This window comes from Curtobacterium sp. L1-20 (assembly GCF_048755855.1).
GTDB lineage: Bacteria > Actinomycetota > Actinomycetes > Actinomycetales > Microbacteriaceae > Curtobacterium.
The window spans coordinates 2214780-2236441 of record NZ_CP151473.1; the positions used below are offsets into that span (position 1 = coordinate 2214780).

At 70.9% G+C, this 21662-nt stretch carries 17 protein-coding genes; 12 read left to right on the top strand and 5 right to left on the bottom strand.

Annotation, left to right across the window (positions count from 1 at the left end):
* Positions 1-62: 62 nt before the first annotated feature.
* The 4 genes from AAEP86_RS12010 to AAEP86_RS12025 all read left to right on the top strand — a co-directional run bounded on the left by AAEP86_RS12010 (position 63) and on the right by AAEP86_RS12025 (position 4891).
* On the top strand, positions 63-1388 hold the full coding sequence (locus AAEP86_RS12010) for an MFS transporter (protein WP_420367567.1): 1326 nt from the start codon (positions 63-65) through the stop codon (positions 1386-1388).
* Positions 1389-1580: 192 nt separating this feature from the next.
* Positions 1581-2855, top strand: coding sequence for an RNA polymerase sigma factor (locus AAEP86_RS12015; RefSeq protein WP_420367568.1), 1275 nt, complete (start codon positions 1581-1583; stop codon positions 2853-2855).
* 6 nt (positions 2856-2861) lie between these two features.
* On the top strand, positions 2862-4121 hold the full coding sequence (locus AAEP86_RS12020; protein WP_420367569.1) for a MurT ligase domain-containing protein: 1260 nt from the start codon (positions 2862-2864) through the stop codon (positions 4119-4121).
* A complete protein-coding gene (locus AAEP86_RS12025) occupies positions 4118-4891 on the top strand; it encodes a type 1 glutamine amidotransferase (protein ID WP_420367570.1) in 774 nt (257 codons plus the stop codon). The genes AAEP86_RS12020 and AAEP86_RS12025 overlap by 4 nt, the downstream gene beginning before the upstream one ends.
* A 76-nt stretch (positions 4892-4967) precedes the next feature.
* On the opposite strand, the gene AAEP86_RS12030 is transcribed toward AAEP86_RS12025, so the two are convergent.
* Complete coding sequence (locus tag AAEP86_RS12030) at positions 4968-5192, bottom strand: DUF7455 domain-containing protein (protein ID WP_420367571.1); 225 nt, start codon at positions 5190-5192, stop codon at positions 4968-4970.
* Positions 5193-5360: 168 nt separating this feature from the next.
* On the opposite strand from AAEP86_RS12030, the gene AAEP86_RS12035 reads away from it, so the two are divergent.
* Positions 5361-7487, top strand: coding sequence for a DNA gyrase/topoisomerase IV subunit B (locus tag AAEP86_RS12035; RefSeq protein ID WP_420367572.1), 2127 nt, complete (start codon positions 5361-5363; stop codon positions 7485-7487).
* Between the two features lie 533 nt (positions 7488-8020).
* Here AAEP86_RS12035 and AAEP86_RS12040 read toward each other — a convergent pair.
* Complete coding sequence (locus tag AAEP86_RS12040; RefSeq protein ID WP_420367573.1) at positions 8021-10507, bottom strand: DNA gyrase/topoisomerase IV subunit A; 2487 nt, start codon at positions 10505-10507, stop codon at positions 8021-8023.
* Positions 10508-10533: 26 nt separating this feature from the next.
* Here AAEP86_RS12040 and AAEP86_RS12045 point away from each other — a divergent pair, with 26 nt between their 5' ends.
* Positions 10534-11700: an alkaline phosphatase family protein gene (locus AAEP86_RS12045; protein WP_420367574.1), complete on the top strand. Its 1167-nt coding sequence runs from the start codon at positions 10534-10536 to the stop codon at positions 11698-11700.
* 87 nt (positions 11701-11787) lie between these two features.
* Here the strand turns inward: AAEP86_RS12045 and sepH are convergent, their stop codons facing one another.
* On the bottom strand, positions 11788-12804 hold the full coding sequence (gene sepH, locus AAEP86_RS12050; protein WP_420367575.1) for a septation protein SepH: 1017 nt from the start codon (positions 12802-12804) through the stop codon (positions 11788-11790).
* Between the two features lie 274 nt (positions 12805-13078).
* Between sepH and AAEP86_RS12055 the strand changes: the two genes are divergently transcribed.
* Positions 13079-13378, top strand: a complete 300-nt coding sequence (locus AAEP86_RS12055; protein ID WP_031263038.1) for a DUF4193 domain-containing protein — start codon at positions 13079-13081, stop codon at positions 13376-13378.
* A gap of 264 nt (positions 13379-13642) precedes the next feature.
* On the opposite strand, the gene AAEP86_RS12060 is transcribed toward AAEP86_RS12055, so the two are convergent.
* A complete protein-coding gene (locus tag AAEP86_RS12060; protein ID WP_420367576.1) occupies positions 13643-14074 on the bottom strand; it encodes a DUF3093 domain-containing protein in 432 nt (143 codons plus the stop codon).
* Between the two features lie 65 nt (positions 14075-14139).
* Here AAEP86_RS12060 and dut point away from each other — a divergent pair, with 65 nt between their 5' ends.
* The 5 genes from dut to dxs all read left to right on the top strand — a co-directional run bounded on the left by dut (position 14140) and on the right by dxs (position 21143).
* Entirely contained in the window at positions 14140-14631 is a 492-nt protein-coding gene (dut, locus tag AAEP86_RS12065; RefSeq protein WP_420367577.1) for a dUTP diphosphatase, read from the top strand.
* A complete protein-coding gene (locus AAEP86_RS12070) occupies positions 14628-15350 on the top strand; it encodes a DUF3710 domain-containing protein (protein WP_420367578.1) in 723 nt (240 codons plus the stop codon). Before dut ends, AAEP86_RS12070 begins: the two co-directional genes overlap by 4 nt.
* A gap of 30 nt (positions 15351-15380) precedes the next feature.
* The gene (locus AAEP86_RS12075; RefSeq protein WP_420367579.1) at positions 15381-16136 is read left to right on the top strand and encodes a DUF3159 domain-containing protein; all 756 of its coding nucleotides are present in this window, start codon (positions 15381-15383) and stop codon (positions 16134-16136) included.
* A 128-nt stretch (positions 16137-16264) separates the two neighbouring features.
* Positions 16265-19102: an aconitate hydratase gene (locus AAEP86_RS12080; protein WP_420367580.1), complete on the top strand. Its 2838-nt coding sequence runs from the start codon at positions 16265-16267 to the stop codon at positions 19100-19102.
* Between the two features lie 109 nt (positions 19103-19211).
* Positions 19212-21143 (top strand): 1-deoxy-D-xylulose-5-phosphate synthase, encoded by a 1932-nt coding sequence (gene dxs / locus AAEP86_RS12085; protein ID WP_420367581.1) that lies wholly within the window; start codon positions 19212-19214, stop codon positions 21141-21143.
* 124 nt (positions 21144-21267) lie between these two features.
* Here the strand turns inward: dxs and AAEP86_RS12090 are convergent, their stop codons facing one another.
* Complete coding sequence (locus tag AAEP86_RS12090; RefSeq protein ID WP_420367582.1) at positions 21268-21618, bottom strand: hypothetical protein; 351 nt, start codon at positions 21616-21618, stop codon at positions 21268-21270.
* Positions 21619-21662: the final 44 nt, after the last annotated feature.

Genomic DNA, 21662 nt, shown 5'->3' on the forward strand with positions numbered 1-21662 from the left:
GGACCCGTCGCGTTCTCCACAGCCCGGTCCGGCGGCGGCGCCGTCGCCGCTAGCCTGGTCGGGTGAACTCCCGGCGTGCCTTCCTCGTCTGGGGCGTCGCGGTGCTCGCGTACGTCCTGGCCGTCGTCCAGCGCTCCTCGCTGGGGGTCTCGGGGGTCGACGCGCAGGACCGCTTCGCGGTCTCGGCCGCCGTGCTGTCGACGCTCGCCGTCGTGCAGATCGCGGTGTACGCGGGGCTGCAGATCCCGGTGGGGATCGCGCTCGACCGTGTCGGGCCGCGGCGGCTCGTGCTGCTCGGGGCCGCGCTCCTCGTGGTGGGGCAGGCCGTCGTCGCCGTGTCGCCGACGATCGGGCCGGCCATCGCCGGCCGGGTGCTCGTCGGGGCGGGCGACGCGATGACCTTCATCTCGGTGATCCGGCTCGTGCCGATGTGGTTCAGCGGGCGCATCCTGCCGCAGATCTCGCAGTGGACGGGCAACCTCGGGCAGGTGGGGCAGATCCTCTCCGCGTTCCCGTTCGCCGTGCTGCTGCACGGTGCCGGGTGGACGGCGGCGTTCGGCGTGGCCGCGGCGGCGAGTGCGGTGGGGCTCGTCCTCGCCGCCGTCTTCGTGCACCACGGGCCCGTGCCGGTGCGCACGGACACCATCCCGCTCCCGCTGCCGCACTCCTGGCGCGGCGCGTTCCACACCTTCGGGCACGCGCTCCGACGTCCGGGGACCCAGCTCGGGTTCTGGTCGCACTACGTCACGCAGTCCTCGGGCACGGTGTTCTCGCTGCTCTGGGGCGTCCCGATGCTCCGCGGACTCGGGTACAGCCCGTCCGAGGCCGCGGGCTTCCTCACCGTGATCGTGGTGACCGGCTTCGTGGTCGGACCCGTGCTCGGACTGCTGTGCGCTCGCTTCCCGCTGCGTCGGTCGAACCTGGTCCTCGGCATCGTGGTCGCCCTCGCCCTGGTGTGGACGGCGGTCCTGCTCTGGCCGGGCCACCCGCCGACGTGGCTGCTCGTCGTGCTCGTCGTCGTGATGGGCATCGGGGGACCGGGCTCGCTCATCGGCTTCGACTTCGCGCGGTCCTTCAACCCCGTGGGCTCACTCGGTTCGGCGAACGGCGTCGTGAACGTCGGCGGCTTCCTCGCGGCGTTCGTGATGATGTTCCTGATCGGCACCGTCCTCGACCTCGCCGCGCGGGCGACCGGCCAGACCGTGTTCGCCTGGGCGAACTTCCGGTTGGCCCTGACCGTGCAGTACGTGGTGGTCGGGATCGGCGTGGTGATGCTGCTGCACGCCCGGCGCCGGACACGCCGGGTGCTGCACGCCCAGGACGGAATACGGGTGGGGCCGCTCTGGGTTGCACTGGTTGCGCGACTGCGGAAGCGGAGCGTGCAATAATGAGGTCGGACCCGTTCGGGCCTCCCGTGTGGCACAGCACTTCGGTGCGCTGTCGACGTGGGGGGACTTGACATGGGTCCTAGTGCTGCCCGGAACGGTAGGACCTGACGACACGGGAGACCGCGGCGCAGGCCCTGGGCGGCGAGGGAGGCCACGACCCCACGAACGTGGCACGACGAGAGAGGTGATCGCATGGCTGCCCGGAGCACGACGATCGATCCCACGAAGGACACCGCGCCTGAGGACACCACGGCTGCAGACGCCGCGGAGACCGAGGACACGGCCGCGCCGAAGAAGCGCGCGACCAAGGCCCCCGCCAAGAAGGCCGCACCGAAGAAGGCTGCGCCGAAGGCGAAGAAGAAGGCCGACGACGAGGACCTCGAGGACGAGGCGCCCGTCGCCGAGGCCGACGTCGACACGACGGACGACGCCGAGGGCGAGCCCGAGGAGAAGGACGCCGCCAAGCCGGACGCCGCTGCAGCGGTCGCCGCGGGTGCGCTGGTCATCTCGCAGTCGGACGACGACGAAGCGCCGGTCTACTCGACCACGATCACCGGTGCGACCGCCGACCCGGTCAAGGACTACCTGAAGCAGATCGGCAAGGTCGCCCTCCTCAACGCCGAGCAAGAGGTCGAGCTCGCGATGCGCATCGAGGCCGGCCTGTTCGCCGAGGACAAGCTGCAGCACTCGACCGGCCTCTCGAAGCCGCAGGAGCGCGAGCTCCGCTGGGTGGCCCGTGACGGTCAGCGTGCGAAGTCGCACCTGCTCGGCGCGAACCTCCGCCTGGTCGTCTCGCTCGCCAAGCGCTACACCGGTCGCGGGATGCAGTTCCTCGACCTCATCCAGGAAGGCAACCTGGGCCTGATCCGTGCCGTCGAGAAGTTCGACTACACCAAGGGCTTCAAGTTCTCGACCTACGCGACGTGGTGGATCCGTCAGGCGATCACCCGCGCCATGGCCGACCAGGCGCGCACCATCCGCATCCCGGTCCACATGGTCGAGGTCATCAACAAGCTCGCCCGCGTGCAGCGCCAGATGCTCCAGGACCTCGGTCGCGAGCCCACTCCGGAAGAGCTCGCCCGCGAGCTCGACATGACGCCGGAGAAGGTCGTCGAGGTGCAGAAGTACGGTCGCGAGCCGATCTCGCTCCACACCCCGCTGGGTGAGGACGGCGACTCGGAGTTCGGCGACCTGATCGAGGACACCGAAGCGGTCGTGCCGGCCGACGCGGTCGGGTTCACGATGCTGCAGAAGCAGCTCGAGAGCCTGCTCGACTCCCTGTCCGAGCGTGAGGCGGGCGTGATCCGCATGCGCTTCGGCCTCGGCGACGGCCAGCCGAAGACCCTCGACCAGATCGGTGACACGTTCGGCGTGACGCGTGAGCGCATCCGTCAGATCGAGTCGAAGACGATGGCGAAGCTCCGCCACCCGTCGCGGTCGCAGTCGCTGCGCGACTACCTCGAGTAAGCCGGCATGCGGTTCTTCATCCCGATCCTGATCGGGCGGATCCTCCGTGCCCTCGCTCGTGCGCGGGGCGGGGGGTCCGCCTACCCCGGCTACATCGTCCTGAAGCTCGTGCCGGACTTCCTGCAGCACGTGACGAAGCAGTTCCCGAACGGCGTCGTCTTCGTGCTCGGCTCGAACGGCAAGTCGACGACGACGCACATGATCTCGGACATCGTCCGGGCGCACGGGCTCCGCGTCTTCACGAACCCGTCGGGCGCGAACCTGCCGCAGGGCATCGCCTCGGCGCTCCTGTCCGAGGTGTCGTTGACCGGTCGACTCAAGGCGGACATCGGCATCCTCGAGGTCGACGAGGCCTTCGCGGTCGAACTCGCCGGCATCCTGTCGCCGTCCACGGTGACGATGCTCAACGTGCAGGTCGACCAGCTCTACCGCTTCTTCGAGACCGAGCGCGTCGCGACGATGATGCTCGACACGGCGGCCCTGTCGACGGCGAACGTCATCACCAACCACGACGACCAGTTCCTCGACACCTACGCCGGCACGCCCGGCCAGCGCGTGCTCCGCTTCGGTGCGTCGGACGACGTCATCGCCGCGGCCCCGAACGGTCTGCAGAACGCGGACTCGTTCGACGGCGGCACCCGGGCACAGACGACTGCCGACGCCGAGGTCGTGTCCCACACCGGCGACGGTGCGACGATCCATTTCGACGGCGCCGAGATCCCGGTCCGTCTGCCCGCGCGCGGCCTGCACTACGCGGTCGACGCGGCGGCGGCCACCGCGACCGCCAGCGCCGCGCTCGGCACGCAGTTCCGCGCCGACGCCGTGACCAAGGCCTTCGGCACGATGAAGCCGGCGTACGGCCGCGGCGAGCGACTGCCGATCGCGGGGGAGTCCGCCGAGTTCACGATGTTCAAGAACGCCGCGAGCCTCCAGCTCAACCTCGACGCGCTGCCGGACCACCCCGAACAGGTGCTCATGGCGATCGACGAGGGCACGCCGGACATCTCGTGGATCTACGACATCGACTTCTCGAAGCTCGACCACGTCGACGTCGTCTCCGGCGACAAGGCGTGGCAGATCGCGATCGCACTCGAGCACGCCGGCGTCCGCATCGGCCGCGTCGAGCCGGACGTCGAGCAGGCCATCCGCCACATGGAGCAGCTCGGGTCGACGACCACCGGCACGAAGAACTTCATCGTCAACTACGAGATCATGATGATCGCGCGCAAGGCCCTGGGCCACGCGGACATGGAGAAGACCGCATGACGGCCGAACGGCTGACCATCCTGCACGTCTACCCCCGGCAGATGGGCGTCTCCGGCGACCGCGGCAACGTGGCGGCCCTCGTCCGCCGTGCCGAGGCCGCCGACGTCGTCACCGAGGTCGTCGAGTACGCGCCGGGCGACGACCTGCCGACCTCGGCCGACGTCGTCGTCATCGGGAACGGCCCGCTCAGCGCGATGCGCTCCCTGGGCGACGACGTCACGCGCGTCGGCGCCCAGCTCCGCGCGTTCGCCCAGGACGGTGTCCCGGTCGTTGCCGTCGGTGGTGGGTTCGACCTCGCGACGAGCGAGGTCGTGCCGACCGACGGCCCGGTCGTCAGCGGCTTCGGTGTGTTCGACGCCCGGGCCGTCCGCGGTGCCGAACGGCGCGTCAACTACTTCGTGCTCGACACGCGCTACCCGCTGCTCCCCGGTGCGCCGACCCGCCTCGCGGGCTTCGAGGACCACGCCACGACGATCGAGCTCGGCGCCGGTGTGCAGCCCTTCGCCGACGTCGTGTCGGGCGGCGGCAACCAGGCCGGGGCTCCGGTCGAGGGTGCGATCGTCGGTGCGTCGTTCGGGACCCACACGCAGGGACCGCTCCTGCCGCTCAACCCGCAACTGACCGACGGTGTCCTCGCCGCGGCGACCGCGCGGCTCGGCCGTGCCTACGCCCCGGACCCGGAGCGCACGGCGACCATCGACCGGTTCGCGCGCGAAGCGCGTGCCACCGTCGACCGCTACGTCGACAAGGCGTTCAAGCGCATCGCCTGAGACGCGACCACGAACAGACGGGAGGCGCGGTGCCAGCTGGCACCGCGCCTCCCGTCTGTTGTTCGTCGGGTGACGACTACTTCGACTCGTGGAGTCGGCTGCTCTCGTCGTGCCACTCGATGGCGGTCGCCGCGAGCTTGTCCTTGAACTCGGCGCCGTGGTGGGCGCAGAAGTAGAGCTCGCCGCTCGCCATGGTTGCTCGGATGTACGCCTGCGCGCCGCAGCTGTCGCAGCGGTCTGCAGCGGTGAGCTGGTGGCTGCTGACTTCGTCGATGGAGGGGTCCTGCACGGTCTGGGTCATTGCTGTGCTCCTCACGGATCGCAGGTGGTGCCGGGTGGTTCGACCATTTCAACACGTGATGCCTGAGAACGACGCATTGTGGTACCCCCATTTCGCTCAGCGCGGACCGACTGTCCCCAGTCCGAGTGTCCGGCCGTGGGTGTCGGTGCGCGTCGCTACCATCGGACGGTGAGCTCCGACTACTCCGCACGCCATCTCTCCGTCCTCGAAGGGCTCGAGGCGGTCCGGAAGCGCCCGGGCATGTACATCGGTTCGACCGACTCCCGCGGCCTCATGCACTGCCTCTGGGAGATCATCGACAACTCCGTCGACGAGGCCCTCGCCGGACACGGTGACGAGATCGGCGTCGTCCTGCACGAGGACGGCTCGGTCGAGGTCCGCGACACCGCTCGCGGCATCCCGGTCGACGTCGAGCCGAAGACCGGTCTCACCGGGGTCGAGGTCGTGTTCACGAAGCTGCACGCCGGCGGCAAGTTCGGGTCCGGGTCGTACGCAGCGTCCGGTGGCCTGCACGGCGTGGGCGCCTCGGTCGTGAACGCCCTGTCCGAGCGCCTCGACGTCGAGGTCGACCGCGGCGGCAAGACCTACGCGATGTCGTTCCACCGTGGCGAGCCCGGCACGTTCGACGACTCCGAGGGCATCGGGCCGGACGCGCCGTTCTCGCCCTTCACCTCGGGCAGCGAACTCCGGGTCGTCGGCAAGGTGAAGAAGGGCGTCACCGGTTCCCGCATCCGGTACTGGGCCGACCGGCAGATCTTCACCTCGGACGCCAAGTTCAGCACGAGCGACCTGGTCAGCCGCGCCCGGCAGACGGCCTTCCTGGTGCCCGGTCTCGGACTCACCATCACGGACGCGCGTCCGGCCTCGATCGAGGCTGCGGCCGCTCGTGCGCTGGCCACCGGGGCCGAGCTCCCGTCCGGCCCGGTGATCGAACGGTTCCGGTACGAGGGCGGGATCGGCGAGTTCGTCGAGCACCTGGCGGTCGACACCGCGGTGACCGACGTCTGGCGCATCCAGGGCACCGGGACCTTCACCGAGACCGTGCCGATGCTCGACGACAAGGGGCACATGGTGTCCACGTCGGTCGACCGCGAGTGCGAGGTCGACCTCGCACTCCGGTGGGGCAGCGGCTACGAGACCGTGTTCCGCAGCTTCGTGAACATCATCGCCACGCCGAAGGGCGGGACGCACCAGGCCGGCTTCGAGTCCGGGGTGGTGAAGGCCGTGCGAGCCCAGGTCGAGGCGAACGCACGCAAGCTCAAGGTCGGGCAGGACAAGCTCGAGAAGGACGACGTCCTCGCCGGCATGACGGCCGTGCTCACCGTCCGCCTGCCCGAGCCGCAGTTCGAGGGGCAGACCAAGGAGATCCTCGGCACGCCGGCCGTGCGGAAGATCGTGGACCAGGTCGTGTCGAAGCGCCTGAACGAGATCCTCACGTCGACGCAGCGGGCCGAGAAGGCGCAGGCCGCGACGCTGCTCGAGAAGGTCGTCGCCGAGATGAAGACGCGCATCTCGGCCCGCGCCCACAAGGAGACCCAGCGCCGCAAGAACGCGCTCGAGAACTCCTCGTTGCCGACGAAGCTCGCCGACTGCCGTAAGCAGGACGCCGAGGGCACCGAGCTCTTCATCGTCGAGGGCGACTCCGCGCTGGGCACCGCCAAGCTCGCCCGCAACAGCGAGTACCAGGCACTGCTGCCGATCCGCGGCAAGATCCTCAACGTGCAGAAGGCGTCCGTGTCCGACATGCTCTCGAACGCCGAGTGCGCCTCGATCATCCAGGTCATCGGCGCCGGCTCGGGTCGTTCGTTCGAGATCGACCAAGCGCGCTACGGCAAGATCATCATCATGTCCGACGCCGACGTCGACGGCGCGCACATCCGGACCCTGCTGCTCACGCTCTTCTTCCGGTACATGCGCCCGATGATCGAGGAAGGCCGGGTGTTCGCCGCCGTGCCGCCGCTGCACCGGGTCGTCGTCGTCAACCGGGGCAAGCCGAACGACACGCTGTACACCTACTCCGAGCAGGAGCTGCAGGCGGTGCTGAAGAAGCTCGAGAAGTCGGGCAAGAAGTACCAGGAGCCGATCCAGCGGTACAAGGGCCTCGGTGAGATGGACGCGGACCAGCTGGCCGAGACCACGATGGACCGGGCGCACCGCACACTCCGTCGTGTGAAGATCACCGATGCCGAGAGTGCGGCGAAGGTGTTCGAGTTGCTGATGGGCAACGACGTGGCGCCGCGCAAGGAGTTCATCCTGGCCGGCGAGGGTCTCGACCGCGACCGCATCGACGCGTAGCTGCTGCCGCGCTGCCGCGCTGTCGAGTCTCGGCTCGGCGGACAGTTTCGCGCTCCCGAACCCCGCGCAGTGTCCGCGGGGCCGAGTCTCGGCGGCAGACAGCCGCGGTCGAGCGGTGCCCGGGCCGTCGTCGTGCCGCGAAAGCGTCAGCGTGTCGCCAGCCGTCGCGGTCCCTGCCGCCGAAGCGACAGACTGGTGGCAGAGAACGGCGGCAGCCTGTCGCTTTCGCGGGGCCGCCGCCGCGACCGCTCGCGCGGCCCGAGTCTCGGCAGGGCGGACAGTCTCGCGCTCCCGCGGCCCGCACCGTGTCCGCGGACCCGAGTCTCGGCGGCGGACGGCCGCGGTCGAGCGGTGCCCGGGACGTCGTCGTGCCGTGAAAGCGTCAGCGTGCCGCCAGCCGTCGCGGTCCCTCCCGCCGAAGCGACAGACTGGCGGCAGAGGACGGCGGCAGCTTGTCGCTTTCGCGGTGGAGGCTGCCGCAGGCCGCCGGACGCCGCGGGCGCGGGCGCGGGCGCCGCGGGCGCGCCCGCGCGCTACGCGTCGCCCGCGGTCCCGTCGAGCGCCGCAGCGCTCCCGCCGATCGTGCCGATCACCGCGTCGAGCGGCGCCCCCGACCCGTCGCGCTTCGACAGCCAGTCCGGCAGCGTCCGGGCAGCGCCGTCCGTGCCGACCGCGTGCGGGGGTGCGATACCCGCCCAGGCCACGGTGATGCCGTCCTCGCCCTTGAGGAAGGCATGCGCCCGGACGCCCTGCGTCGCCCGGCCCTTCGCCGGGAACTCGGACAGCGCCGAGACCTTCGCCCGGCCGGTGTCCGTGCCGGGCAGCGCCGACGAGGACGTGGACACCGTGGCGACCACGGCGTCCTCCGAGCGCGCGACGGAGCCGAACCAGACGACGGATGCCCGGGAGGCCAGTGCCACGCCGGCGACACCACCGGCGGGGAGGCCCTGCGGCCGAACGCCGGAGGCCGGGAACCGGAGCAGCTGCGCGTTCGAGGTGATGAACACGAGGTCGTCGGACTCCGGCGCCTGTGCCGCCCCGACGACCGCGTCGCCGGGCTTGAGGCCGATCGCGACGACCTCGTCCTTGTCCGGCCAGGCTCCGGCGGTGACCCGCTTGACGATGCCCTGTGCCGTACCGATGGCGAGCGAGTCGGCAGCGTCCGGCGCAAGGTCGATGAGTGCGACGACCGTCTCGGTGCGGGCGATCCCGAGGTACTCGGCGACGCGGACGCCCGCATCGAGCCGGACCGAGGCCGGCGGGACCGCAGGCACGTCGACCGGCGAGAACCGGAGCACCCGCCCCGTCGAGGTGAGCGCGCCGACCTGCCCGCGCACGGTCGACACGACGGTCGACCGGACGGCGTCGTGCTTCGACCGCTTCGGCACCCGGACGATGCCCAGGTCGGTGTCGGGGATGTCGACCCGGACGAGCCGGCCGGTCGTCGAGAGCAGCACGCGGCACGGCGCGTCGGCGATCTGCAGGGACTCGGGGTCCACCGCGGCCTTCTTGCCGCCGCGGACCGGGGCGTCGGCCTCGGTCAGGAGCGTGCGGCGCGGCGTCGCGAACCGGTCCGACACCTCGGTCAGCTCGAGCGCCACCTGGGCGCGGAGTCGTTCGTCGGAGGCCAGCAGTTCCTCGAGGGCGGCGATGTCCGCGAGCAACTGGTCGCGTTCGCCCTCGAGCTCGAGGCGGGAGAACTTCGTCAGGCGCCGGAGCCGGAGCTCGAGGATGTACTCGGCCTGCACCTCGGACAGGTCGAACACCGTCTGCAGGCGGGCGCGCGCGGCCTCGGAGTCGTCCGAGGAACGGATCACCTCGATGACCTCGTCGATGTCGAGGATCGCGATGAGCAGTCCCTCGACGAGGTGCAGTCGTTCCCGCTTGCGCGCGAGGCGGTACTGGGAGCGCCGGGTCACGACCGACAGTCGGTGCTGCACGTAGACGTCGAGCAGCTCGCGCAGCCCGAGGGTGCGGGGCGACCCGTTCACGAGGGCGACGTTGTTGATGCCGAAGCCGTCCTCGAGCGGGGTGTGCTTGTACAGCTGCTCGAGCACCGCGGTCGGGTTGAAGCCGGACTTGATGCCGATCACGAGCCGCAGCCCGTGGTTGCGGTCGGTCAGGTCGTTGACGTCCGAGATGCCGACGAGCTTCTTCGCCTGGACGCCGTCCTTGATCTTCTCGATGACGCGCTCGGGCCCGACCAGGTACGGCAGCTCCGTGACGACGAGTCCGACCTTCCGCGGGGTGAGGTTCTCGACGGAGACCTTCGCCCGGGTCCGGAAGGAGCCGCGGCCGCTGGCGTAGGCGTCGCGCACGCCGGAGAGTCCGACGATCGTGCCGCCGGAGGGCAGGTCCGGCCCTGGCACGTACTCCATCAGCTCCTCGAGGGAGGCGCCCGGGTTCATGAGGAGGTGCTTCGCCGCCTCGACGACCTCGCCGAGGTTGTGCGGTGCCATGTTCGTCGCCATGCCGACCGCGATGCCCGAGGCGCCGTTGACGAGCAGGTTCGGGAACGCTGCCGGCAGCACGCCCGGCTGCATGATCTGGTTGTCGTAGTTGGGGACGAAGTCGACGACGTCCTCGCCGAGGTTCTCGGTCATCGCCATCGACGGCTCGGCCAGGCGCGCCTCGGTGTAGCGCGCCGCGGCGGGCCCGTCGTCGAGCGAGCCGAAGTTGCCGTGCCCGTCGACGAGCGGCACGCGCATCGTGAAGGGCTGCGCCATGCGCACGAGGGCGTCGTAGATCGCACCGTCGCCGTGCGGGTGCAGCTTCCCCATCACCTCGCCGGTGACGCGCGCGCTCTTGACGTGCCCGCGGTCGGGCCGCAGGCCCATCTCCGCCATCTGGTAGAGGATGCGCCGCTGCACGGGCTTGAGGCCGTCCCGCGCGTCCGGCAGCGCCCGCGAGTAGATGACGGAGTACGCGTACTCGAGGAAGGAGCCCTGCATCTCCTCGGAGACGTCGACGTCCTCGATGCGTTCACCGTCGGGCAGGCCGACTGCTTCCGTGCGTGCCATGGCACCTTTCTGGGAGACTGGGGGAGATGGGAACAAGCGTACCGACGGCACCCGACGCCACCGCGAACCTCGCCGACGTCCTCCCGAGTTGCCTCGTGGCGCTCGGGGTCGCGGACGACGCGTGGTTGCGCACCTCCGGACTGGAGGCGCGGATCACCCTCCGTCCCGCGCGTTCCGCGATCGTCGTGCTGGTCGACGGCCTGGGGGCCGGCGCACTGGCCGCTCGCGCGGGTCACGCCCGCTGGCTCACCGCGGCCAAGGGGAGCGGTACCGCGAAGCGACTCCGGAGCGGCTTCCCGACGACGACGGCCGCCGCACTCAGCACGCTCACGACCGGTCGGTCGCCCGGCACGCACGGCGTCGTCGGCTACAGCGGCTGGAACCCGGACACCGGGTCCGTGATGAACCTGCTGAGCGGGTGGGACGACGAGGTCCCCGCGGGGTGGCTGCGGACCCCGACGCTCTTCACGGCGGCGCAGGAGCTCAACGTCGACCCCGTGGTCGTCGGACCGGCGCGCTACCGCTCCTCCGGCATGACGGCGAACGTGCTCGGCGGCGCGCGGTACGTCCCCGCGGACACGATCGCCCAGCGGGTGGACGCCGCCCTCGCCGAGACCGCCTCGGGCCGCTCGCTCGTCTACCTCTACGTGCCCGAGCTCGACTCGATCGGCCACAAGCACGGCTGGCAGTCCGACCGCTGGACCGCGGCGCTCGAGCTGCTCGACGGCGAACTCGGCCGCCTCGACGCCCGGGGCGCGTCCGACGTCGGGATCCTCGTGACCGCGGACCACGGCGTGCTGGACGTCCCCGTCCACGCGAACATCTCCATCGACCCCGTCCTGCTCGAGGACGTGGTCGGCGTCGCCGGCGATCCGCGGTGCCGGCAGTTGACCGTCGCGCCGGGGACCGACGTGCGCGGGCTGGTCGGGGCGTTCCGCGCGCGCTACGGCAAGAAGGCGTACGTCGCGAGCCGCGACGAAGCGGTCGCCGCCGGCTGGTTCGGGGCGGTCGCCGACGAGGTCCTGGACCGCATCGGCGACGTCGTCCTCGTCGCCCGGGGGTCGTGGGCGTTCAACGACGACCGCGGGCTGCGGGACGGCGCCGAACCGAAGCGGATGATCGGCCAGCACGGCGCGATGACCGACGAGGAGACGATGGTGCCGCTGCGCCTGGCGGGCGCGTTCGCGAACTGACGCGACCCCGGGACGCGACGAGCATGCCGGGGTCGAGCCGCGCCTCCAAGCTGCCGCCGTCCGGGGTCGGAGGGCGGCCGGTGCCGATCAGGCCGGGTCGTCGTCCGGACGGGTGCCGAAGACGATCTCGTCCCAGCTCGGCATCGAGCGACGGTTGCGCTTCTTGCGCTCCTGCCGTCCCCCGTCGGCCTCCGGGGCGGACGCGGGGCGGGCGTCCTGCTGCTGGGCGCCGGACGGGCCCTCCTCGAAGCCCTGCAGCGGGATGTCGACCACGCTGATCGACGTGCCGCGGGGCTCGTCCTGCTGCTCGCCGAACGCCGCCGACTCGCGCTCGCCACGACGACGGCGCAGGGCCTCGAGCAGGTCGGCGGTCTCGTTGCCCGGAGCACGCTCCTCGACGGCGGCGACGCCGATGCGGGGGAGCGGCGCGCGGAGCGGGCGCTCCTGCACGTCGGGGTTCGTGACGTCGTCGTCCGGCTCGTCGACGCGGAAGGCGCCGGAGTCGAAGCGGGTGCCGTCGGAGTCCTGGTGCTCCGGCTCGACCGCACGGAGACGGGGTGCGATGCCCTCGTCGTCGGAGTGCGAGAGACGGTGCGCGTCGCCGTTGTCCGGCGTGAGCGTCGACGTCTTGGGGTCGAAGAGCCACTGGGCGTCGTGCTCGACCTCGCCGGCCGTGTAGTGCACGCGGACGCGCCAGCCGTGCTCGGGGTCCTTCCACGAGGCCCACGAGACCGCGCTCGCCTCGCCCGCCTCGAGCTTCGTCGTGATCGCCTCGCCGAAGACGTCGGGTGCGTCGTCGTCGGCCGGCGTCACCGGGACGCGGCGCGCGGCGTCGAGGATGAAGGCACGCTCCGCGAGGACCGGCCCCTCGAACCGTCGGACGTACTCCACGTCGACGTCCAGGGCGGCTGCGACCTCGGCGGCGTCGGCGCCACCGCGGATGCGGGCCTGCACGTCCTTCGGGGACACACGCTTGTGCGGAGCGCCGTCGGGGTTCGCCTGCCGGACCTGGCCCGGCAGCGACGAGGTCACGGGCAACCGGAACTCGGTGCCGCCGTCGGTCGCGAGCAGGAGTGCCCCGGACTCCACTCCGATGACTCTCACGTCTTGCATGGTTCCGCCTTCCGAGCGTCGCGTACGGTCGAGCGTCGTACCCCAGGAGTATGCAGCCGTCCGGAGCCGATCCCGGGGAGGCGCACGGGCGTGCCGCGGACTGTCGTGCGCGCGTTTCCGGCCGTCGGGAATGGCGACGACGGGTGTCGGGTTGCACGGCCATGACGACCCGCCGGAACACTCGGTTTGCGCTCTGGCGGGACGTGGTGCAAACTGTCGCCGCCGATCACCGGCGACGACCTCTCGATACGAGAAATGGATGGGCATGGCCACCGATTACGACGCCCCCCGGAAGACCGACGACAACTCTGACTCGGAGTCGATCGAGGCCCTCAAGGAGCGCGTTCCCGACAAGATGTCGGGGGTCGTCGACGATGATTCCGACAACCCCGGCAGCTTCGAGCTCGCCGGGCAGGACCTCAGCGACGTCGACCTCGACGTCGTCGTGCTCCCGCCCCAGGTCGACGAGTTCACCTGCGTCGAGTGCTTCCTCGTGAAGCACCGCTCGCAGCTCGACCACGAGTCGAAGCTCGGCCCGGTCTGCGCGGAGTGCGCAGCGCTCTAGGGAACGCCCACACGCACGACGGCCCGCCACCTCTCCCCGAGGTGGCGGGCCGTTCTGCGTGCCGGGGAGGCCGGCCGTCGCGGGTGCCGCGGAGGCGGCGAGTGCCCCGGGACGGAGCGTGGCGGGCGAGCGGGCACCGCGGAGCCGGCGAGTGCCCGGGACGGGACGTGCGCGCCGGGGCTGTGTCGCGCCTCCCGGTTGCCCCGGGGTGAGCACCCGCGGACCGGACGGAGGCGCCGGTGCGACGACCGACGCGACCCGGTCTCAGGACTGCAACGCGGCGACGACGGCCGACGGGTTCCGGACGCTCACCAGCCAGTACGGCGTCGGGTCGGCCGGGTCCTGCACCTCGACCCGCACGACCCCGCGCACGTAGCCGCGGAACAGGGTCCACGCGCGCGCGTCGAGCTTCGGACCGCGCTGCGTCGTGGCCTCGGCGCCCTCGAAGCCGGCGACCTCGCCCACGAGCGTGCGCGGGAGGTGTGCGCGGCCGGCGCGGAACTCGGTCTCGGTGACCTCGACCGTCGGCGCGAGCAGGGTCAGCACCACCACGATGCCGGCGTACATCCCGATCGCGACCAGGACCCCGGCGAGGACGCTGATCGGCAGGAAGACCAGGAGGCTGGCGGGGATGACGAGCGCGGTCGCCAGGTAGAGGGCGGGCGGCGCCCAGAGTCGTTCGCGGTACAGGGTCACGGGTCCATCCCACCACGACTTGCCCGAGGTCACGGAACGGTCACGGTCTGCACTACCCTCGACACGTGACCGAACCAGTCGACGTCCTCTGGACCGGGGAGAACGCTCCCGGCTACGCCCACCCCGGTGACGCCGGTGCCGACCTCGTCTCGACCGAGGCGTTCGTGCTGCAGCCCGGCGAACGCCGTCTCGTCGGCACGGGGCTCCGGATCGCGCTCCCCGAGGGGTACGCGGCGTTCGTCGTCCCGCGCAGCGGCCTCGCCGCGAAGCACGGCATCACGATCGTGAACGCGCCGGGCACCGTCGACGCCGGCTACCGGGGCGAGATCAAGGTCGCACTGCTCAACACCGACCAGTCCGCGCCGCACGAGGTGCACGTCGGTGACCGCATCGCCCAGGTGATCGTCATGCCGGTGCCGCGCGTGTCGTTCACCCGCGTCGACGAGCTGCCCGACAGCGTCCGCGGACAGGGTGGCTTCGGCTCGTCGGGCTACGGTGACCGGAGCGGTGTCCCCAGCGGCACCGCCGACGAGGTTCAGGAAGGAACGCGCGCATGAAGTTCGGCCGACGCAAGCGTGACGAGGTCGAGGTGGCGAACGCCGTCGCCGACGACGCGGAGGTCGCCGAGACGACCCCCGAGGTCGACATCGCGACCGATGCCGACGCCGACCTCGACGAGGTGGACGCGGTCGCCCCGACGGACAAGTCCGGGCCCGAGGACCGCGCCGACAACGGGCCGCACGACGAGACCGAGGCGAACCTGGTGCGCCCGTACGTCGACCTCGGCGGCGTGAAGGTTCTGCCGCGCGAGGGCCTGCACCTCCGGCTCGAGGTCGAGGAGGGCTCGCAGCGCGTCGTCGCGGTCGGGCTCGACTACGACGAGTCGACCCTGCAGGTCCAGCCGTTCGCGGCACCCCGCTCCACCGGACTCTGGCACGAGATCCGCGCCCAGATCGCGGAGCAGATCGAGCGGCAGGGCGGTGTCGTGACCGAGGTCGACGGGCCGTTCGGCCCCGAGCTCCGCGCCCAGGTGCCGGTCGTCACCGACGGCTCCGGCGTGACGGACGGCGCACGCCCGGCCCGGTTCATCGGCGTCGACGGTCCGCGCTGGTTCCTGCGCGGCGTGATCGCCGGCAAGGCGGCCGAGCAGCCCGACGACGCTGCCGAGATCGAGGACCTGTTCCGCAGTGTCGTCGTGGTCCGTGGGACCACGCCGATGCCGCCGCGCGACCTGATCCCGCTGCACATGCCGAAGTCGACGCAGTCGGCCGTCTGACCCGCCCCCCCGACCAGGCCAGGAGGCACGGTGCCGGACCACGACGACGCCACCCGACCCGGGGCGCCCGGCCCCGACGACGCGCCGGTGTCGTTCAGCGAGCAGTTCCGCGCGGCGGTGGCGAACACCGGCATCGCACGGGTCGCGCCGGGGGAGACGCCGTCCGGTCGTGCCCTCCTCGGCGCCGTGGGTGGGGTCCGCGGACTGGCCGAGTCGGTCCTGCCGGGGTTCGCGTTCCTCGTCGTCTGGGCGATCACGAAGGAGCTCGTCCCGAGCGTCCTGATCCCGGTCGCGATCGGTGTGGTGTTCGTCGTGGTGCGGCTCCTCCAGCGTCAGTCCGTCGTGATGTCCTTCGCGGGCATCCTCGGCGTGGCCGTGTCCGCGGGGCTCGCGCTCATCACCGGTCGTGCCGAGAGCAACTTCATCCCCGGCATCCTCATCAACGCGGTCTGGCTCGTCGGACTGCTCGTCTCCCTCGCGGTCCGCTGGCCGCTCATCGGGCTGGTGGTCGGCTTCCTGCTGCCGGCGGCCGACGACGGGTCGCACGTGCACTGGCGGGACGACCCGGCGAAGCGCCGCGTCCTGACGGTCGCCACCTGGATCTGGGTCGGGCTCTTCGCGCTCCGGCTCGCCGTCGAGGTGCCGCTGTACCTGACGACCCAGGTCGAACTGCTCGCCGGCCTCAAGCTCATCCTCGGGGTGCCGCTCTACGCCGCGGTGCTCTGGGTGACCTGGCTGCTCGTCCGGACGGTGTTCGTGCGGAGGGACGACGCCCCCGCGGTGTAGAGTTGTCTCGACATCAAGACAGTTCTCGTGGGCGCGCTCGTGCGCACGGGATTAGGTTTGCCTTGCTGGTGCGACGCCCCGCGGACCGCCAGGCTTGGGGGCACACCGATCAGTAGGGAGGCGGCACAGTGGCTGCAGTCAACAGCTTCGGCTCGAAGGACACACTCTCGGTTGGGGGTGTCGACTACGCGATCCACCGGATCGACACGGTGCCCGGGCACGAGAAGCTCCCGTACAGCCTGAAGGTGCTGCTCGAGAACCTCCTCCGCACCGAGGACGGCAAGAACGTCACCGAGGAGCAGATCCGCGCCCTCGGCTCGTGGCGTCCCGACGCCGAACCCGACACCGAGATCCAGTTCTCGCCGGCGCGCGTCGTCATGCAGGACTTCACCGGCGTGCCGTGCATCGTCGACCTCGCCACCATGCGCGAGGCGATGGCCGAGATCGGCGGCGACCCGAACAAGATCAACCCGCTCTCGCCCGCCGAGATGGTCATCGACCACTCCGTCATCGCCGACCTGTTCGGCCGCGAGGACGCCCTGCAGCGCAACACCGACCTCGAGTACGAGCGCAACGGTGAGCGCTACCAGTTCCTCCGCTGGGGGCAGACCGCGTTCGAGGACTTCAAGGTCGTCCCGCCGGGCACCGGCATCGTGCACCAGGTGAACATCGAGTACCTGGCGAAGGTCACCTACACGCGCGACTTCGACGGCGAGACCTACGCCTACCCGGACACCCTCGTCGGCACCGACTCCCACACCACGATGGTGAACGGCCTCGGCGTGCTCGGCTGGGGCGTCGGCGGCATCGAGGCCGAGGCGGCGATGCTCGGCCAGCCGGTGTCGATGCTCATCCCGAAGGTCGTCGGCTTCAAGCTGTCCGGGTCGATCCCGGCCGGCGTCACCGCGACCGACGTGGTCCTCACCATCACGCAGGAGCTCCGCAAGCACGGCGTGGTCGGCAAGTTCGTCGAGTTCTACGGCGAGGGCGTCGGCGAGGTCCCGCTCGCGAACCGCGCCACCATCGGCAACATGTCCCCGGAGTTCGGGTCCACCGCGGCGATGTTCCCGGTCGACGACGTCACGCTCGACTACCTCCGCCTGACCGGTCGCGACGACGCGCAGATCGCCCTCGTCGAGGCGTACGCCAAGGCACAGGGCCTCTGGCACGACCCGTCGGTCGAGCCGAACTACTCCGAGTACATGGAACTCGACCTCTCCACGGTCGTCCCCTCGATCTCCGGCCCGAAGCGCCCGCAGGACCGCATCGAGCTCTCGAAGGCGAAGGACCAGTTCGAGGTCGACCTCGCCAACTACGCGAGCATCGACCACACCGAAGAGGACAAGGCCGTCGCGGACACGTTCCCGGCGTCCGACCCGGTGGCCGCCGCCCCCGGTGACGAGCACGCCGTGGACGACCTGCAGGACGCCCCGGCGTCCGAGGTCCCGGTGCACGCGTCGAGCGCGCCCGGCACCGTCTCGAAGCCGACCTCGGTCGCCATCGCCGACGGCGCCCCCTTCACCATCGACCACGGCGCGGTCGCGATCGCGGCGATCACCTCGTGCACGAACACGTCCAACCCGTCGGTCATGATGGCCGCCGGCATCCTCGCGCGGAACGCCGCGAAGAAGGGCCTGAAGGCGAAGCCGTGGGTGAAGACCACCCTCGCGCCCGGGTCGAAGGTCGTCACCGACTACTACGAGAAGGCGGGTCTGACCAGCTACCTCGAGGACCTCGGCTTCTACACGGTCGGCTACGGCTGCACCACCTGCATCGGCAACTCGGGCCCGCTGCCCGAGGAGATCTCGCAGGCCGTGCAGGACAACGACCTCGCGGTCACCGCGGTGCTCTCCGGCAACCGCAACTTCGAGGGTCGGATCAACCCCGACGTGAAGATGAACTACCTGGCGTCCCCGCCGCTGGTCATCGCCTACGCCCTCGCCGGGTCGATGCACTTCGACTTCGACAAGGACGCCCTCGGCACCGACCAGGACGGGAAGGACGTCTTCCTGCAGGACATCTGGCCCGACGCGGTCGAGGTCCAGCAGGTCATCGACGCGTCGATCGACACCGAGATGTTCACCCACGAGTACGGCTCCGTGTTCGAGGGCGACGACCGCTGGAAGAACCTGCCGACCCCGACGGGCGACACCTTCGAGTGGGACACCGAGTCGACCTACGTGCGGAAGCCCCCGTACTTCGAGGGCATGACGATGCAGCCCGACGCCGTGTCGGACATCTCCGGCGCCCGCGTCCTCGCGAAGCTCGGCGACTCGGTCACCACCGACCACATCTCGCCGGCCGGCTCGATCAAGGCCGACAGCCCGGCGGGCAAGTACCTCGCCGAGCACGGCGTCGACCGCAAGGACTTCAACTCCTACGGCTCGCGTCGCGGCAACCACGAGGTGATGATCCGTGGCACGTTCGCGAACATCCGCCTGCGCAACCAGCTGCTGGACGGCGTGGAGGGCGGGTACACCCGCGACTTCACGACGCCCGACGGCGAGCAGTCGTTCATCTACGACGCCTCGCAGCACTACCAGGAGCAGGGCATCCCGCTCGTCATCTTCGGCGGCAAGGAGTACGGCTCCGGCTCGTCGCGTGACTGGGCGGCGAAGGGCACGAACCTGCTCGGCGTCAAGGCGGTCATCACCGAGAGCTTCGAGCGCATCCACCGGTCGAACCTCATCGGCATGGGTGTCGTCCCGCTGCAGTTCCCGGCGGGCGAGTCCGTCGAGTCGCTCGGACTCGACGGCACCGAGGTCGTGTCGATCTCCGGGCTGACCGAGCTCAACGAGGGCCGCACCCCGAAGACGGTGCACGTCACGGCGGAGCCGAGCGAGCACTCGCCGGCCGGCAAGCAGACGATCGAGTTCGACGCGGTCGTCCGCATCGACACCCCCGGTGAGGCCGACTACTACCGCAACGGCGGCATCCTGCAGTACGTGCTCCGGTCGCTCGTCTGACGCGACCACGAGACGGACTGGAGGCGCGGTGCCGGCTGGCACCGCGCCTCCAGTCCGTTCCGCCCCCACGCGCCTAGAGTGAGTGGTCAGCACCACGAAAGGAGCGCCCGTGAGCCTGCTGAGCAGCATCTCCTCGCCGCGCGACCTCAAGCGTCTGTCGGACGCGCAGATGACGGACCTCGCCGCGGAGATCCGGCGCTTCCTGGTCGCCGAGGTGGCCAAGACCGGCGGTCACCTCGGACCGAACCTCGGTGTGGTCGAGCTGACGCTCGCGATGCACCGCGTGTTCGACTCGCCGCACGACGCGTTCGTGTTCGACACGGGGCACCAGTCGTACGTGCACAAGCTCGTCACGGGCCGGCAGGACTTCTCGCGGCTCCGGGAGCGCGGCGGACTCGCCGGCTACCCGCAGCGGAGCGAGTCCGAGCACGACATCGTCGAGTCCTCGCACGCATCCTCCTCGCTGTCGTGGGCGGACGGCATCTCGCGCGCCTTCGTGCAGACCGGGCAGGCCGACCGCTCGGTCGTCGCCGTCGTCGGTGACGGCGCGCTCACCGGGGGCATGACGTGGGAGGCGCTCAACAACATCTCCGACGGCAACGACCGACGGCTCGTCATCGTCGTCAACGACAACGGGCGCTCGTACGCGCCGACGATCGGCGGGATGGCGCGCTTCCTCAGCTCCGTGCGGACACGGCAGGAGTACCGCGCCCTCTACGAGCGGTCCCGTGCCGTCGCCGACCGCTTCGGAGCGCCGGGGCGGGCGATCTACCGTGGCGTGCGCGGCGGCCTGCACGGCTTCCTGTCGCGGTTCACCAACAACGAGGCGCTCTACTCGAACCTCGACATCAAGTACATCGGCCCGGTGAACGGCCACGACCAGCGTGCGATGGAAGCTGCGCTGCGGCAGGCGAAGGAGTACGGCCAGCCGACGATCGTGCACGCCATCACCGAGAAGGGCCACGGGTTCGAGCCGGCCCTGCGCGACCAGGCGGACCAGTTCCACGCGGTCGGGCACATCGACCCCGAGACGGGTGAGTCGCTCGACGTGTCGGCGGGTCCGTCGTGGACCTCGGTGTTCGCGTCGACCCTGGCGTCGGTCGGAGCCGAGGACGAACGGGTCGTGGCGATCACCGCGGCGATGCTCCGTCCGACCGGGCTGCACCTGTTCCAGGAGCAGCACCCCGACCGCGTGTACGACGTCGGGATCGCCGAGCAGCACGCGGTCACGACCGCGGCGGGTCTGGCGTACGGCGGGCTGCACCCGGTCGTGGCGCTCTACGCGACGTTCCTCAACCGTGCGTTCGACCAGGTGCTGATGGACGTCGCCCTGCACAAGGCCGGCGTCACGTTCGTGCTCGACCGCGCCGGGATCACCGGTCCGGACGGCCCCTCCCACCACGGCATGTGGGACCTCGCACTGCTGCAGGTCGTGCCGGGGATCCGGATCGCCGCCCCGCGCGATGCCGTGACCCTGCGCGAGGAGTTCCGCGAGGCGATCGCCGTCGACGACGCACCCACCGTGCTGCGGTGGTCGAAGGGGCAGGTCGGCCCGGACATCCCCGCGCTGCGACGGATGGACGACGGCGTCGACGTGCTGCGCGATGCGCCCGACGCATCGCCCGACGTCCTGTTCGTGGCGGTCGGCTCGATGGTGCCGGTCGCGCTCGAGGCCGCCGAGCTGCTCGAGGCCCAGGGGATCGGTGTGACGGTCGTGGACCCGCGGTGGGTGGTGCCGATCCCCGCGTCGCTCATCGAGCTGTCCCGGGACCACCGACTGGTCATCACCATCGAGGACGGCGTCCGGGTCGGCGGCGTCGGCACTCGGCTCCGGCAGGACCTCCGGGCAGCGGGCGTCGACACCGGCGTGAACGAGCTCGGGCTGCCGGACGCGTTCATCGACCACGCGTCGCGGTCACAGATCCTGGCCGACGTCGGGTTGACGGCGCAGGCCATCGCCCGCGACGTCATCGACCAGGTCGTGGGGACGAAGCTGCCGCAGGCGAAGCCGGTGCGGTCGCGGTCGTCCGTCGACGGCTGACGCCGGGGCTGGTCGGTCCGTCCACGGTCACGTGCCGTGGGTCGACACCCCGTCGAACCAGGGAACCGACGTCGAACCAGGGCGAGTGCCTGGTTCGACGTCGGTTCCATGGTTCGGCAGCGGCTCAGCCGAGTGACGAGCCGGCGGCGGCGCGGAGCTCGCGCAGGATCGACCGTGCCATCGGCGTCACGAAGAGCACTTGACCGAAGGACAGGCCGTCGCGACCCTCGCGGATAATCTGCACCGTCGAGGAGGCAGGACCGGCGCGACGGAACGCGAACACGACGTTCTCGGCTCGGGCCGCGAACGACGTCCGGCGCGCGACCACGGCTCCGTCGTCGCGGACCTCCATCGTGGCTGCACCCGGGACGACATCGACCGCCTGCTGGAACAGGGCGGGCACGACCGCCAGTGGGACGGGCAGGGTCACGCACGGGCCAGCCGCCGCACGCGGTGCCCACCACTCCGTCGTCATGCCTGCACGGTACGCCGGTACGCCGCGACGGCTCTGCCGCGTGG

Coding starts and splice junctions, on each gene's coding strand:
- AAEP86_RS12015 (WP_420367568.1), top strand. CDS start 1,581: ATGGCTGCCCGGAGCACGACGATCGATCCCACGAAGGACACCGCGCCT.
- AAEP86_RS12020 (WP_420367569.1), top strand. CDS start 2,862: ATGCGGTTCTTCATCCCGATCCTGATCGGGCGGATCCTCCGTGCCCTC.
- AAEP86_RS12025 (WP_420367570.1), top strand. CDS start 4,118: ATGACGGCCGAACGGCTGACCATCCTGCACGTCTACCCCCGGCAGATG.
- AAEP86_RS12030 (WP_420367571.1), bottom strand. CDS start 5,192: ATGACCCAGACCGTGCAGGACCCCTCCATCGACGAAGTCAGCAGCCAC.
- AAEP86_RS12040 (WP_420367573.1), bottom strand. CDS start 10,507: ATGGCACGCACGGAAGCAGTCGGCCTGCCCGACGGTGAACGCATCGAG.
- AAEP86_RS12045 (WP_420367574.1), top strand. CDS start 10,534: ATGGGAACAAGCGTACCGACGGCACCCGACGCCACCGCGAACCTCGCC.
- AAEP86_RS12055 (WP_031263038.1), top strand. CDS start 13,079: ATGGCCACCGATTACGACGCCCCCCGGAAGACCGACGACAACTCTGAC.
- AAEP86_RS12070 (WP_420367578.1), top strand. CDS start 14,628: ATGAAGTTCGGCCGACGCAAGCGTGACGAGGTCGAGGTGGCGAACGCC.
- AAEP86_RS12090 (WP_420367582.1), bottom strand. CDS start 21,618: ATGACGACGGAGTGGTGGGCACCGCGTGCGGCGGCTGGCCCGTGCGTG.